Raw genomic sequence first — 13,735 nt, forward strand, 5'->3', positions numbered from 1 at the left:
GTTGTTCGTGTGATCTAGCCCCGGGCCGGCGGCAGCGCCGCATCGATCTGGGCGAAGATCGCGTCGTCGGTGTAGTGCTTCAGGTAAATGGCGCGGGTCGGGCACTTGGCGTTGCACAGGCCGTCCCCCTTGCAAAGGATCGGTTCCACGCGGGCCTTCTTCCCCTTGGGGGTGTCGGCGAAGCTGATCGCCCCGTACTTGCAGGCGGTGATGCAGGCGCCGCAGGAGACGCAGCTCGATTCGTCGACGTCGCAGACCGATCCGGAGGCGGTCACCGTCTCTTTGGAGAGGATCCCCACCGCGCGTCCCGCCGCCCCCAGGGCCTGGCTGATGGTCTCGGTCAGGTGCTTGGGATAGTGGGCGGTGCCGCAGAGGAAGACGCCGTCGGCACTGAAATCGACCGGCCTCAGCTTCACGTGGGCTTCCTGGAAGAAGCCGTCCGGGTTGTTGGAGACCTTGAAGAGTTTCCCCGCCTCCTGGCTCGCCTCGGACGGGATCACCGCCGCCGCGAGCACCACGAGGTCCGCTTCCAGCTCCATCTTCTGGCCCAGGACCGGATCGGGGACGGTGACCGTGAAGCCGGCGCCTGTCGCCTCCACCACCGGTTTTCCATCCGCCTCGTAGCGGATGAACTTCACGTTCTGGTTGGCGGCCTCGCGGTAGTACACCTCTTTGAGGCCGTAGGTGCGCATGTCGCGGAAGATGATCTGGACCTCCACCTCCGGGTTGATCTGCTTGAGCTTCAAGGCGTTCTTGATCGCCTGGCTGCAGCAGACCCGGCTGCAGTAGTTGCGGTCGGCCTGGCGGCAGCCGACGCACTGGATCATGACCACGCTCTGGGCCGCTTTCACCTTCTCATCCCCGGCCGCGATCCGCTCTTCCAGCTCGAGCTGGGTCACGACGTTCTCGTTTTCGCCGTAGAGGTACTCGGTCGGCTTGAGCTCGGCGGCGCCGGTGGCGAGCACCGAGACCCCGTGCTTCACCTCGCGCGCCCTCCCCTGGGAGGTGACACGGGTGGTGAAGTTGCCGACGTAGCCGGTGACGTCCTCGATGGTGGCGTCGGTCCAGACGTGGATGGACGGGTGCCGGTACACCTTCTTCACCAGCTCGGTGAGGAAGGGCTGCACCTCGGTTCCCTCGAGGGTGTAGTGCAGGCGTCTCGCCATGCCGCCCAGGTCGTCGTCCTTCTCGACCAGGTAGACCTCGAAGCCCTGCTCGGCCATGTTGAGCGAGGCGGTCATCCCCGCGACCCCGCCGCCGACGACAAGCGCGGTGTGGTCAACCGGGAGCTGGAATTCCTGCAAGGGCTCCAGGTGGGCGGCGCGGGCCACCGACATGCGGATGATTTCCTTCGCCTTCTCGGTCGCGTTCTCCTTCTCGCGGGAGTGGACCCAGGAGCAGTGCTCGCGGATGTTGGCGAACTCGAAGAAGTACTGGTTAAGGCCCGCCTCGCGGCAGGTGTCCCTGAAGAGCGGCTCGTGCGTCCTCGGCGTGCAGGCGGCGAGCACCACGCGGTTCAGGCCCTTGGCGACGATGGCGTCGGAGATCTGCTTGGCGTTTTCCGTGGAGCAGGCGAAGAGGTTCTCACCGGCCCAGGAGACGTTGGGGAGCGTCGCCGCGTACTCGATCACCTCGGGGATGTTGACCACGCGGCCGATGTTGGCGCCGCAGTAGCAGACGACGACCCCGATCTTCAGCTCCTCCTGCGAGACGTCCTTCTCGACCGGGTAGACCCTCTCGCGCTCCAGCTTGTGGCGCCGGGCGGAGAGGAGCTGGCCGACCAGGGCGTCGGCGCCGCTGGCGGTCACGACCGACTCGGGGATGTCCAGGGGGCCCTGGAAGGCGCCGGAGACGAAGATCCCCTTTTTGGAGGTCTCGATGGGGTTGTACGGGTTGTTCTTGCAGAACTTCTGGTCGGTGAGCTCGATGCCGAACTTGGCGGCCAGCGCCTCCACGTCCTTGGGCGGGTTCAGGCCCACCGAGAGGACCACCATGTCGAACTCCTCCTCCTTGACCCCCTGGTCGACGGTGGAGTACCTGATGGTGACGTTCTTGCTGCTCTCGATCTCCCTCCCCACGGTGACGTAGCTCCGGATGAAGCGCACGTCGGAGAGCTTCTCGGCCCGCTGGTGGAAGCGCTCGAAATCCTTGCCGTAGGCGCGGACGTCGTTATGGAAGATGGTGGCCTCGAGGCTCGGGCTGTGGTCCTTGGCGAGGATCACCTGCTTTTGCGAGTAGGCGCAGCAGACGGCCGAGCAGTAGTTGTTGCCGCCCGGGGTGACCTGGCGCGAACCGACGCACTGGATCCAGGCGATCTTGTGCGGGTGCTTCTTGTCCGAGGGACGCAGCACCTCCCCTTCGTAGGGGCCGGTGGCGCAGAGGATCCTCTCGAAGTCGAGGCTCGTCACCACGTTCTGCATGCGGCCGTAGCCGAAATCGCCGCGCAGTTTCGGGTCGAAGGTCGAGTAGCCGGGGGAAAGCAGGATGGCACCCACCTCGATCTCGAAGGTCTTGGGCTTCTGGTGCAGGTCGATCGCGTTGGTCTTGCAGGCGCCGACACAGATCTGGCACTTCCCTTCCTTCAGGTAGAGGCAGGTCTCCGGGTCGACGTAGGTGACCAGCGGCACCGCCTGGGAGAAGTAGATGTGCACCGCCTTGTTCTCGGAGAGGTTCTGGTTGAACGGGTCCGGGATCTTGACCGGGCAGTAGTCCACGCAGATGTTGCACCCGGTGCACTTCTCCTCCGAGATGTACCTGGGCTTCGTGGTGAGGGTCACCTTGAAGTCGCCGGCCTCCCCTTCGACCCGGTCGACCTCGGTGTAGGTGATGATCTCGATGTTCGGGTTCCTCGAGCACTCGATGAACTTGGGGGACTCGATGCACATGGAACAGTCGTTGGTAGGGAAGGTCTTGTCCAGCTGGGACATCTTGCCGCCGAGCGCCGGGGACTTGTCCACGAGGAAGACCCTGAATCCTGAGTTGGCGAGATCGAGGGCGGCCTGAATGCCGCTGATCCCCCCGCCCACGATGAGTACGTCACCTATATTTCTCTCTGCGCTATTCATAGAAGTTATCCTTCCCCTCAGGGTTTCTTGCCTCAGATCACCTCGGCGATGATCTCCGTCAGGTCCTTTATCTCCACCTTCTCGTGGTCGGCCAGGTCGAGGCTCGAGTCGGTGAAGTTGGTGATGCAGTAGGGACAGGAGGTGGCCAGCACCTCGGCTCCGGCGTCAACCGCCTGCCTGAGCCTCAAGTCGGCGAAGCGTTCCTCCTTGGGGGTCTCCATCCAGATCCTGCCGCCGCCACCGCCGCAGCAAAGGGCGAACTCGCGGTTGTCGGCCATCTCGGTGAACTGAAGTCCCGGGACCATTTTCAGCACGTTCCTCGGCTCGTCGTAGACGCCGTTGTGGCGCCCGAGGTAGCAGGGGTCGTGGTAGGTGACCTTTTTGGCAAACTCACCCTTGATGGTGAGCCTTCCCGTCTCGATCAGCTCCTGAATGAACTGGGAGATGAAGACCACCTCGAAGTTCACCATGAACTCCGGGTACTCGTTCTTGAAGGTGTGGTAGCAGTGCGGCGAGGAGACGATCACCTTCTTGACGCCGCGGTCGATGAAGTTCCTGATGTTCTCCTTGGCGAGCTTCTTAAAGAGCTCCTCGTTGCCGGTCTTCCTGATGCTCTCGCCGCAGCAGCTCTCCTTGTCGCCGAGGATGCCGAACTTCACCCCCGCCTTGTTCAGTATCGTGGCGGTGGCCTGGGCGACCCTCCTCATCCGGGGGTCGTAGCTTAAGTAGCAGCCGGTGAAGTAGAGGGCTTCCATCCCCTCCTCGTACGGCTTCACCGGGAGGTCCTTGGCCCATTCTCCCCTCTTGGCGCGCTCACCACCGATGGAGTTACCCTCGCTGGTCAGGCTCGCCACCACGTTCCTGATCGTGGCCGCGTGACCGGGGTAGACGTCGTACTCCGCCCCCATGGTCCGAAGCGCAACGCCGGCCTCGATCTGGTTCACCCCCCTGGGGCAGCGGGAGGGACAGGTCCCGCAGGTGCTGCAGCGCCAGATCTCTTCCTGCTCGATCTCGGTGAGGCCGAAGACCCCCTGCCGCACCACCTTGCGCATGCTGAACTGCCGCACCCGGTTCCAGGGGCAGACCGAGTCGCACAGGCCGCACTGGTAGCAGTACTTGAGCGAGTCCCCACCCTTCTCCTTGATGACATCTATGATCTCTTTGAATGGAGTCACGGTTTCCACGATGCACCGTCCTTTCGCGTCAGCGTCCTTTGGTAATCTGGGCAACGGTATCAAGGAGCTTGTCGGCGCCGAACCTTCTCGCCAGCGACTCCAGGCCTATCTCCAGTTCGCCCCGCTTGGTCTCCTCCGCAGGCTCCTCCACCTCCCGTTCCGTCACGGAAAGGGCCCCGACCAGGCACCACTTGACGCACAGGGGCTCGGGTTCGCCGTCGCAGAGATCGCACTTCAGGGGAAGCCCCGAGTCCGGCTCGCGGAAGAGGTCGCGCGAAGGGCAGGAGGTCCGGCAGAAGCCGCACTCGTCGTATTCCTTGCCGTCGATGATGAACTTGTCGCGCCCCATGCACTCGCTCTCGGTGTAGTCACCGGCGTAGAGCGGGATGTAGATGTCGCGCAGCGGATCGCGCACCACGCGCACCCGGGAGCGGGCCGGGTTGTTGCTGCTGTACCTGGGCGCCGCGTGGAAGGAGGAACAGATCACCTCGCAGGCACGGCAGCCGTTGCATTTGTCCGCGTCGATATTGATGGTCTTGACGGTTCTTTTCTTGGTCTCGGTGCTCACGGCTGTACCCCCCCGACGTTAAGTGTCTCCTGCTGGCGCGGCGCGCTGGCCGGCTCCGCGGAGCCGCCGCCGTACACACCGGTCCGCTCGAATTCCGCGGCGACGTAGCCAAGTCCCAGATCCTCCAGGGTCTCCTTGGTGGGGATGCCGTCCTCGTTCCACCCCTTCAGCTGGTAGTACGAGTCGAGGAGATTCTTCTCCAGCTCGGGGAACCTGTTCTTCCAGTGGTTCGCCGGCGGCTGCTCGTCCACCCTTCTCATGCCGCGGCGGATGTTGTTCGCGCGGACCAGGGTGCGGTAGCGCTTGGCCGCCTTCATGAGCTTGTCCTTGTCCATGTCGATCCCCGCGCCGGCGGAGATGAACTTCGGGTAGTTGTGGATGTGGTACGGCGGTTTAAGCGGGAAGGAGGAGAGCCCGGCGCACTGCCCGAGGGCGTCGTCGATGTAGTGCATCATCTCCTGCCAGTCCACGATGTCGCAGCACATGTCCACGGTGGGGAAGTTCGGCATCGACTTCTCGCCGCGCGGCTCCCACTGCAGGAAGATGTCCTTGAACTTGTCGTCGGGCACCTGGACCCAGTCCTTCACGAAGGCCTCGCGCTGCTCCACCGTGGGGTACGGCGCCTGCGGGAACTGCCCCTCGATCTGGGTGATGTTGATCTTCTCCCCGGTGCAGTACATGAGGTAGTAGATGGGGTTCAGCATGGAGAGCTTCAAGGGGAGCTGCTCGTGCTTCTTGATATTGTTGTGGGCGAACTCCTCGGCGCCGTTGCCGATCTCGCGCGCGGCCCAGTAGGTGCCGTTGGCGAGGATGTCGCCGATCCCCTGCCGGTTCACGATCATGTCCAGGAGGTAGAAGAACTTCCCTTCGTTGTCCTCGGGGAGGCCGGGGAAGTCCGAATCCTTCAGGATCCCCTTCTCCAGGAGCTCCATCGCGAAGGCCATCACCTGGGGTGCCGAGAAGCCGTCCAGGCCGTACTCGGTCGCCTTCTGGGCGATCCTCAGGCCGAAGTCGAGGTCGGAGAAGGCGGCCATGGTGTAGGTGAGCTTCGTGAAGCACTTCATCATGTAGGTCGGGAGCCCCTCCATCGAGATGGTGGCGCCGCACTTCATGGGACAGTTGTAGCAGCTGATCAGCCTGGTCCGCGCCTTCTCCATGGTCTTGGCCCAGGCGTGGTCAACCTCCTCGGTCCAGAAGTCCTTGCGGCGGGTGCGGGCGTTACCCCAGTTGAAGTTCTCGGTGTGCCACTTCTCGTCGTGGACCTTCATCTCCTGCGGGCTGCCAAGCCCGGCCAGGATCGGCATCACGTCCGGAATCGGGTTATCCTCGCGATGCTTGATGTAGTCCAGCACCTCGCTGCAGAGGTCCATGTACTCCTGGGGCTTGGCGACCACGATGTCCTTGGTGCCGCGCACCACGACAGCCTTGACCCCCTTGTCACCCATCACCGCGCCGATGCCGCCGCGCGAGGCGGAGGAGCGACCCTGCTCGATGGAGGCGTAGAAGACCCGGTTCTCACCGGCGAGGCCAATGGCGGCCACCTGGGCCCGGGGCTCGTTCAGCTCCTTCTTGATGATCTCCGCGGTCTCGATGGCCCCCTTCCCTTTCAGGTGGGAGGCGTCGCGGATCTCGACCTTGTCGTTGTTGATGTAGAGATAGACCAGGTCCTTGGACTTGCCGCGCAGGACCACCTTGTCGTATCCCGCGTACTTCAGCTCCGGCGCCCAGAAGCCTCCCATCATCGAGAAGGCCATGAGCCTCGTCTGCGGCGAGATGGTGGAGACGATGGTGCGGTTACAGCCGGTGGCCGGCGTGCCGCACAAAAGGCCGGCGGCGAAGATCAAAAGGTTGTCCGGTGAAAAGGGCTCGACGTCGGCGGGGACCCTGTCCCACAGCATCTTGGCGTTGGTGCCCAGACCGCCTAAGTAGAGCTCGGTATCCCTCGGGTCGGTCGCTACCCGTTCGATGTTCCCCTTGGTAAGGTCGACTTCCAGCACATATCCTGTCTCTGCGTACCTCATAGTGTTACCCCTTGGTTTTGATTGCCTTGAGTTCGGACTCCGACGATCGGGACCGGTGCTACGCGGGGGCGCCCCCCCTGAACCCTTCCCGCGCCCGGCGGCGCCCGGCGCGGGAAGTAGCGGCGTCCTACTTGGCCGCGGCCGGCATCAGGCTGTCGACCAGGTCCTCGGTCCACGGCGTGCCGACGGCAAGGCCCTGGCGCAGCTTGACGAAATCGATCTCGCGGCCGGTTTCCTTGGTCCCCTCGTTGAAGGCCCTGAAGCCGGTCCTCGCTTCGTTCATCATGTTGAGCGCAAGCCATGCCCTCGAGTTTTCCTTGTTCTGGTTCCACGCGTTCAGCTTCGGCTTTCTCAGTTCCTCGAGGCTCTTGGTCATGCACTCGGGGAAGGTATCCAGGAGCTTCGCGCAGAGTTCCTCGACCTTCTGGTCCAGAAGCGACAGGTCGATCTCGCCGTCCTTGATCATGGCCTGACCTTCCTTGAACTGGGAGCCGGTCCTGAACTCGCCGTGGACCACACGGCCGTACTCGTCGAGGAAGCGGTCGGTGACCACGGTGGGGTTGGCAACGAACTTGCCGTCGATCTTCAGCGCCGGGACGACGTCAGCGATGATGCCCAGGCGCGCTGCCTTGTGCGCCGAGAACGGCTCGCACAGCGTTCCGGAGACCATGGCCTGCTCACAGCCGATCATGACCGGGAGGAAGTCGGTGGCGCCGCCGATGGCCGCTGAGCCGTGCTTGGGGCCGGCCTGGCCGAAGTTGGCGAGGTCGTGGGCGACCGAGAAGTCGCAGGCCATGCCGATCTCCTGGCCGCCACCGATCCTCATGCCGTTCACCCGGCAGATGACCGGCTTGTCACAGCCGAGGATCGCGGAGACCATGTCGTTGAAAAGGCGCATGTACTGGCGGTACTCCTGCGGGTTGCCGGCGTAGTACTCGGCGTACTCCTTGGTGTTGCCGCCGGTGCAGAACGCCTTCTCCCCCACCCCGGTGAAGACCACCGCGTTCACCTGGCGGTCGGCGGAAGCGCGGCGGAAGGCGAGGATGGTCGCCTTGACCATGTCGGTGGTGTAGGAGTTGAACTGCTTGGGGTTGTTGAAGATGATCCAGGCGTTGTAGAGTCCCTCCACCGCGTTGCCGTCGCGACGCTGGGCCGGCCTTTTCTCGTAGCGCACCATGCCGTCGCACAGGCTCTCCACGTCGCGGTCGATCAGGTTGTGGTCGATGAGATGGGACGGTGCGGTTCTCTTTATGATTTCGTCTGTAGTTGCCACGGCTTCCCCCTTTGCTTTCTGTTTGTGGGCTCCCGCCCCTTTTGTTGTATTACGGTACTGTAATACGATTATTGGACCAAAAAAATATCAGCGTTTTAAGAAAAGACGATATCGTCCAGGTTGATGTAGCCGGCGTGGTCGACCACGATGCCCGGCGCTCCGGTTCTGAGCATCTCGCGCACGTCCTGCGGGATCCCCATCTTCTCCATGGTCCGGGCGTCGACCAGGACGCGGACGGTCTCCGCGGAGGCGATCACCTCGGTGGTGCCGGCGATGCGGAAGTCGGTCGAGATGGTGACCGAGCTGCGTCCCAGCTGCTTCACGGCCACCGAGACTTCCAGGACCTCGTCGTAGCGCGCCGGCGCGTGCCACTTCATTTCCTGCTTCACCACCTTGTAGTCGAGATCGCCATGCAGCAGGTCCCTTCCCGGCAGGGCACGCAGGAACTCGGTCGTCGCGACGCTGACGTAGTTGCCGTAGTTGGCGTTGTACACCACCTTCTGCGCGTCGCACTCGTAGTAGCGCACCCTCATGTAGTAACGGAACATGTCGTTCATGGGAAACCCCGCTTAACCGGTCCGACCCTCTGCAACTTCGGCAGCCGACGACCGCCCGGTTCGGGCGTCCTCGTCTACGATTTAACAGAACAGCGTTACGTTGGATAAATTGGTATCACTATACCGATTTAGTGTCAAGACTTTTTTGCTGCTGATCCGGCATTATTTTCCCGCACTTGCCAGGCGGCAGTATTTATGGTACTAATTTACCACTTTAATCCGTCCCCATATCTCGGGGCCCACTTCCCGGGCGCCGTCCGCCTTCGCTAAAACGGCGGCACGCGCCGCGAGCGAGAACGACATGAACCAGCAGATAATCATAGAAGACGCGGTCCAAGACGACCTGGAAGCGGTCATCGCCCTGGACCGGGCGGGGCTCAAGGAAGACAAGATCGGCTACTGGCGCGGCGTGTTCCAGCGCTACGTCGAGAGCGGACGCGCGGACCGGGTGTTCCTGGTGGCCAAGCAGGGGAAGACGCCGGTCGGCTTCATCATCGGCGAGGTCCGCGCCTGGGAGTTCGGCTCTCCCCCCTGCGGCTGGGTCTTCGCCCTCACCGTTTCCCCTTCCGTCCGCGAGGGGGGCATCGGCAAGAAGATGTTCGACGAGATCTGCCAACGGCTCAAGGCAGCCGGTGTCTCCACCGTCCGGACCATGGTGGACATCGACAGCAAGCTCACCCTCTCTTTCTTCCGCGGCATGGGATTGCGCACCGGCCGTTACATCGAACTGGAAAAGCAAATCGACTGAGGGGACGACCACCGCCCCACTGGAGCGAGCACATCATGAAGCTGAACAAGGCAAGCCTCTTCGCGCTGATCTCGGTACTCGAACTCGCAAGCGAGCCGGAGCGGCAACTTTCCACCGCGGACATCGCCGACAAGTACGGCATCTCTTCGCACCACCTCGCCAAGGTGATGCGCAACCTCGTGCACGAGGGCGTGGTGCAAGCCATGCGCGGCGTTGGCGGCGGCTACCGCTTCGCCGGCAACGTCAACCGCACCACGCTGCTCGACATCATCCGGCTTTTCGAATCACTGGAATCGGACCTCGACCTGCCGCACTGGAGCAAGGCCGCCGATCCGGTCGTGGAGGAGTTGCACGCCATCACCAACGAGATCGACACGGTGACCCGGGCCATCCTCGACACCATCACCCTTGCCACCGCCCTCAAAAACACCCGCCTGCGCGCCGAACTGGCCGCGCAGAAGGAAGCGCCGAAAGGCTGACACCAGTCCGGCCGCCTGCAAAAGAACCTGCTTCAGATGCCCCCTGCTCTCACCGATAAAGTGCCCCTCCCCCCCGGAGGGGGGGAGGCTGGGAGGGGGGACGCCAGAGCAAGCTGCTGCACGCCCCCTCCCTAGCCCTCCCCCTCCGGGGGAGGGGATTTCATTCGCCGTATCCTGAGGGACTACTCTCCGCCGCTCGCCTCTAGATCCTGTTCATCCTCCGCGCCGCCTCCATCAGCTCGCCGCGGAAGTCCGGGTGCGCCACGTTGATGAGGTTCATGGCCCGCTGCTTCGCGGTTTGGCCGCGCAGCTTCGCCACGCCGAACTCCGTCACCACGTGGTCGACGTCGTTCTTGCTGGTGGTGATCGAGGCTCCCGGGGTCAGGGTCGGGACGATACAGGAGATGGTGCCGTTTTTCGCCGTCGACGCCGTGGTGATGAAGGCCTTCCCGCCGCGCGAACGGTTGGCGCCTCGCGCGAAGTCCGCCTGCCCGCCGGTCCCGCTCCACTGCAGGTGCCCGAACGACTCGGAACAGCACTGCCCCAGGAGGTCCACCTGGATGGTGGCGTTGATTGCTACCACGTTGTCGATGGAGCCGATGACGGCGGGGTCGTTGACGTAATCGACCGGGTGCATCTCGATCATCGGGTTCTCGTTCATGAAGTCGAAGAGCCGCTTGGTGCCGAGGGCGAAGGTCGCGAGCGCCTTGCCGCGGTGGATGTTCTTCCTGGAGTTGTTGACCGCGCCCGCGAGCATGAGGTCGACGATGCCGTCGGACATGAGCTCGGTGTGGATGCCCAGGTCCTTCTTGTTCAGCAGCGCCCGGGTGACCGCGTTGGGAATGCCACCCCAGCCAAGCTGCAGGCACGAGCCATCCGCGATCATCTCGGCCAGGTGCTGCCCGATGGCCTCCTCCACCGGAGAGATCTCCGGTATCTGCAGTTCCTTGAGCGGCTCGTTGCACTCGACGATGTGGTCGATTTCGGAGATGTGGATGTGACAGTTGCCGTGGGTGCGCGGGGCGTGCGGGTTGACCTGCACCACCACCTTCTCCGCCTTCTTCACCGCCTCCATGGTGTAGCCGACCGAAAGGCTGCAGGTGAAGTAGCCGAACTCGTCCATGGGCGACACCACCGTCCCCGCCACGTCCACCGGCCAATACTCCCTCAAGAGCTTGGGAACCTCGTGGAAGTGGTTGGGGACGAAGTCCGCCCACCCCTTCTGCACTGCCTCGCGGGAGACGTGGCTCGTGAACCACGCGTTCACCTTGATGTGCGGCACGGAGTCCTCGGTGAAATAGTCGGGACACAGATGATGCTGCTGGTTCACCACCACCCCCTCCAGCTCGCGCTTGCGCGCCGCCAGCGCCTTCACGAAGAGGGTCGGTTCGCCGACTCCGAGCGGGAAGCACAGGTGGTCGCCCGATTTGACGATCGAGGCTGCTTCAGCGGGGGTACAGAGTTTTTGCCGGTATTCCTGTTCAAAATTGCTTTTTGCCAGAGCGATACTCTTCACGGGTGGCTCCTCCATCCTTTAAGGTTGAACGTCCTGACTACAGGCTCGTGTGTTGATGGACAGTAAAGCAACCCTGATACCAAAAACTTCCTTTCCTTGACAAAAGTCATGGAACCCCGCGCAAGTGTCCGTAAATTTACCAAAACAATGTTATTAGAAATACGCATGTACGGAAGCGACGCCGGGAGTGCCATGTCAACAGCCGTTGACACTGGATGGCGACAGTTGAGAAAATATATATAAATTACGTGCAATTAGCCGCTGACACGTAATGTATACAAAACGTTTACAGTGTGGCGCGGCCGGTCCTCTCAGAAGCCGAAACTGCGGATGAGACCACGCTTGAAGCTGGCGCCACTTCGAATGACAAAACAACGTTTAGGAAAACAGGAGAGGTTGACGGGGATGGGGGAATGAGGCGGAAAGGGAGGATGCAGCGGGATCAGGAATCTTCGCCGGACTCGTACTTGTGCAGTTTCTTGTAGAGCCACTGGCGGGAGATGCCCAGGAGGTCGGCGGCCTGGAGCTTGTTCCCCTTGCTCACCTGCAGGGCCGTTTCCAGCAGGAGTTGCTCGAACTCGTCCACGATCTCGGACAGGGGCATGGCACCCAGGCGCTGGTGGATGTAACCGCCGATGTCCTGTGCAGCTGATGCTTCGGCAGCCGAAGAGTCGTGCATCCGGGCGAGCTGGTCGGGAAGATGATCGCGCAGGATAAGAGGCCCGGTCACCAGATTGAAGGCGCTTTCAATGACGTTGCGCAGCTCCCTTACGTTGCCGGGCCAGTCATAGCGCATGATGACTTCCCTGGCCTCGAGGCTCAAAGCTTGCACCTCCAATCCGAACTCTTCGTTGAACTGGTGGATGAAGTTCATGACAAGGGGACGAATGTCCTCCTTGCGCTCCCGCAGCGATGGAATACTAAGGGTGACCACTTTGAGGCGATAGTAAAGGTCCTGCCGGAACTTCCCTTCGCGGACCAGGTGCTCCAAGTTGCAGTTGGTGGCGGCGACGACCCTGACGTCGACCATCTTGGGAGCCCCGCCGCCCAGTGGCGTGAGCTCCCGCTCCTGCAGGACACGCAGCATCTTCGCCTGCATGTAGAGCGGCATGTCACCGATCTCGTCCAGAAAGATGGTCCCCAGGTGCGCCTGCTCGAATTTCCCCAGCTGCCCTCCCTTGCGGGCCCCGGTAAAGGCCCCCTCGGAGTAGCCAAAGAGTTCCGACTCGAGCAGGTGCTCCGGGATGGCCGCGCAGTTCACCTTGACGAACTGGGCGTAGCGCCGGTTGCTGGCCGCGTGGATCGCGTGCGCGAAGAGCTCCTTGCCGGTGCCGCTTTCCCCCAGCAACAGGACGTTGGAATTTTTTCCCGCGACCCGCAGCAGGGATTCCTTTAGGTCGAGGATCTTCTTACTCTGCCCGACGATGCTGTTCACGTCGTAGCGCGAACTCGTCTCTTTCCTGGTCACGCTCCCGGCCAGGGCCCGCGTCTCGGGCGCCGTCTGCAGCCGGTTCGCGATCAGGGTGATCTCTCGGATGTCCTTGAAGAGGATCTTGCCGATCCCCCCTACCACGTTGCCGTTTTTATGGATCGGGTAGAGCGAGGCGTACACCTGCTTCCCGTTGATGTAGTGGGTGATGCCGACTTGGGGAGTCTCGGTCTCCATCACGCCGGGAAGGCGCGAGGGTTGCGAGTTGAGGTAGGCTTCGTTCAGGTGCTTGCCGATGATGGCATGGGGGGTGGTGTCGAGGAGGTCGGCGAAGGCCTGGTTGACCATGACGATGACGCCGGCGCGGTCGCAGATGACGATCCCGTCATAGTTGAGGTCAAGATAGGCGCCGGCCGACTGCAGCAACTCCTTCAGGTCGACTTCGCAGTCATGGGCCTCCGGCAGAACCCGCTGCAGCGAGAGTACGCCGCCGACGACCTGGTCCGATTCCACGGTAGGGAGATAGTCGCACAGGATCCGGCGGCCGTTCACTTCGATGGGCTGGCCGTTGAAGACGGTGCCGCTCTTCATGTAGGCGCCCAGATCCGCCAGATCGGCGATCTCGTCCAGCCTGCGCCCCAGCAGAGCGTGCGGCTCAGCCCCAAGGAGAGTACCGGCGGCCTCGTCCAGGGAGACTATGCAGAGCTGGGGGTCGAGATGCAGGATCCCCGAAGAGCCCCCCTCGCCTGCGGCCTTCACTGCCGCCGGTCCGGCTATTTCTGTGGCCTGCTCCATGGTCTTACCTTTCGCTTGTACCCGGATCATAGACGGTCAGCCGCCGCCGGGAGACCTGCACCGGCCCAAGCACCCAGCTTATTGTGTATACGCAATACCACGAGCCGAT

10 protein-coding genes are annotated in these 13,735 nt (G+C 62.7%); 2 read left to right on the plus strand and 8 right to left on the minus strand.

Features of this window, described 5'->3' with window-relative positions:
- Positions 1-14: 14 nt before the first annotated feature.
- From JFN90_RS18970 to JFN90_RS18995, 6 genes are all read right to left on the minus strand, one after another.
- A complete protein-coding gene (locus JFN90_RS18970) occupies positions 15-3,065 on the minus strand; it encodes a CoB--CoM heterodisulfide reductase iron-sulfur subunit A family protein (protein WP_199396691.1) in 3,051 nt (1,016 codons plus the stop codon).
- A gap of 32 nt (positions 3,066-3,097) precedes the next feature.
- A complete protein-coding gene (locus tag JFN90_RS18975) occupies positions 3,098-4,249 on the minus strand; it encodes a (Fe-S)-binding protein (protein WP_199396692.1) in 1,152 nt (383 codons plus the stop codon).
- Positions 4,250-4,268: 19 nt separating this feature from the next.
- Positions 4,269-4,808 (minus strand): 4Fe-4S dicluster domain-containing protein, encoded by a 540-nt coding sequence (locus JFN90_RS18980; protein WP_199388063.1) that lies wholly within the window; start codon positions 4,806-4,808, stop codon positions 4,269-4,271.
- Positions 4,805-6,829 carry an aldehyde ferredoxin oxidoreductase family protein gene (locus JFN90_RS18985; protein ID WP_199396693.1) on the minus strand — a complete coding sequence of 675 codons (2,025 nt, stop codon included), beginning with the start codon at positions 6,827-6,829 and terminating at the stop codon, positions 4,805-4,807. Before JFN90_RS18985 ends, JFN90_RS18980 begins: the two co-directional genes overlap by 4 nt.
- A gap of 127 nt (positions 6,830-6,956) precedes the next feature.
- On the minus strand, positions 6,957-8,102 hold the full coding sequence (oah, locus tag JFN90_RS18990) for a 6-oxocyclohex-1-ene-1-carbonyl-CoA hydratase (protein WP_199396694.1): 1,146 nt from the start codon (positions 8,100-8,102) through the stop codon (positions 6,957-6,959).
- Positions 8,103-8,197: 95 nt separating this feature from the next.
- Entirely contained in the window at positions 8,198-8,659 is a 462-nt protein-coding gene (locus JFN90_RS18995) for an acyl-CoA thioesterase (RefSeq protein WP_199396695.1), read from the minus strand.
- A 301-nt stretch (positions 8,660-8,960) separates the two neighbouring features.
- Here JFN90_RS18995 and JFN90_RS19000 point away from each other — a divergent pair, with 301 nt between their 5' ends.
- A complete protein-coding gene (locus JFN90_RS19000) occupies positions 8,961-9,407 on the plus strand; it encodes a GNAT family N-acetyltransferase (RefSeq protein WP_199396696.1) in 447 nt (148 codons plus the stop codon).
- 35 nt (positions 9,408-9,442) lie between these two features.
- Positions 9,443-9,886: an Rrf2 family transcriptional regulator gene (locus tag JFN90_RS19005; protein WP_199396697.1), complete on the plus strand. Its 444-nt coding sequence runs from the start codon at positions 9,443-9,445 to the stop codon at positions 9,884-9,886.
- A gap of 202 nt (positions 9,887-10,088) precedes the next feature.
- Here JFN90_RS19005 and JFN90_RS19010 read toward each other — a convergent pair whose 3' ends face one another.
- Positions 10,089-11,402: an acetyl-CoA hydrolase/transferase family protein gene (locus tag JFN90_RS19010; RefSeq protein WP_199396698.1), complete on the minus strand. Its 1,314-nt coding sequence runs from the start codon at positions 11,400-11,402 to the stop codon at positions 10,089-10,091.
- 442 nt (positions 11,403-11,844) lie between these two features.
- Positions 11,845-13,626 carry a sigma 54-interacting transcriptional regulator gene (locus tag JFN90_RS19015; RefSeq protein WP_199396699.1) on the minus strand — a complete coding sequence of 594 codons (1,782 nt, stop codon included), beginning with the start codon at positions 13,624-13,626 and terminating at the stop codon, positions 11,845-11,847.
- Positions 13,627-13,735: the final 109 nt, after the last annotated feature.

Origin of the sequence: Geomonas propionica (assembly GCF_016458235.1) — a bacterium.
In the GTDB taxonomy this organism is placed as follows: Bacteria; Desulfobacterota; Desulfuromonadia; order Geobacterales; family Geobacteraceae; genus Geomonas; species Geomonas propionica.

What these genes read in the sequence shown, in the direction of transcription:
- JFN90_RS19005 (WP_199396697.1), top strand. Translation starts at nt 9,443, where the DNA reads ATGAAGCTGAACAAGGCAAGCCTCTTCGCGCTGATCTCGGTACTCGAA.
- JFN90_RS18985 (WP_199396693.1), bottom strand. Translation starts at nt 6,829, where the DNA reads ATGAGGTACGCAGAGACAGGATATGTGCTGGAAGTCGACCTTACCAAG.
- JFN90_RS19000 (WP_199396696.1), top strand. Translation starts at nt 8,961, where the DNA reads ATGAACCAGCAGATAATCATAGAAGACGCGGTCCAAGACGACCTGGAA.
- JFN90_RS18995 (WP_199396695.1), bottom strand. Translation starts at nt 8,659, where the DNA reads ATGAACGACATGTTCCGTTACTACATGAGGGTGCGCTACTACGAGTGC.
- JFN90_RS19015 (WP_199396699.1), bottom strand. Translation starts at nt 13,626, where the DNA reads ATGGAGCAGGCCACAGAAATAGCCGGACCGGCGGCAGTGAAGGCCGCA.
- JFN90_RS18970 (WP_199396691.1), bottom strand. Translation starts at nt 3,065, where the DNA reads ATGAATAGCGCAGAGAGAAATATAGGTGACGTACTCATCGTGGGCGGG.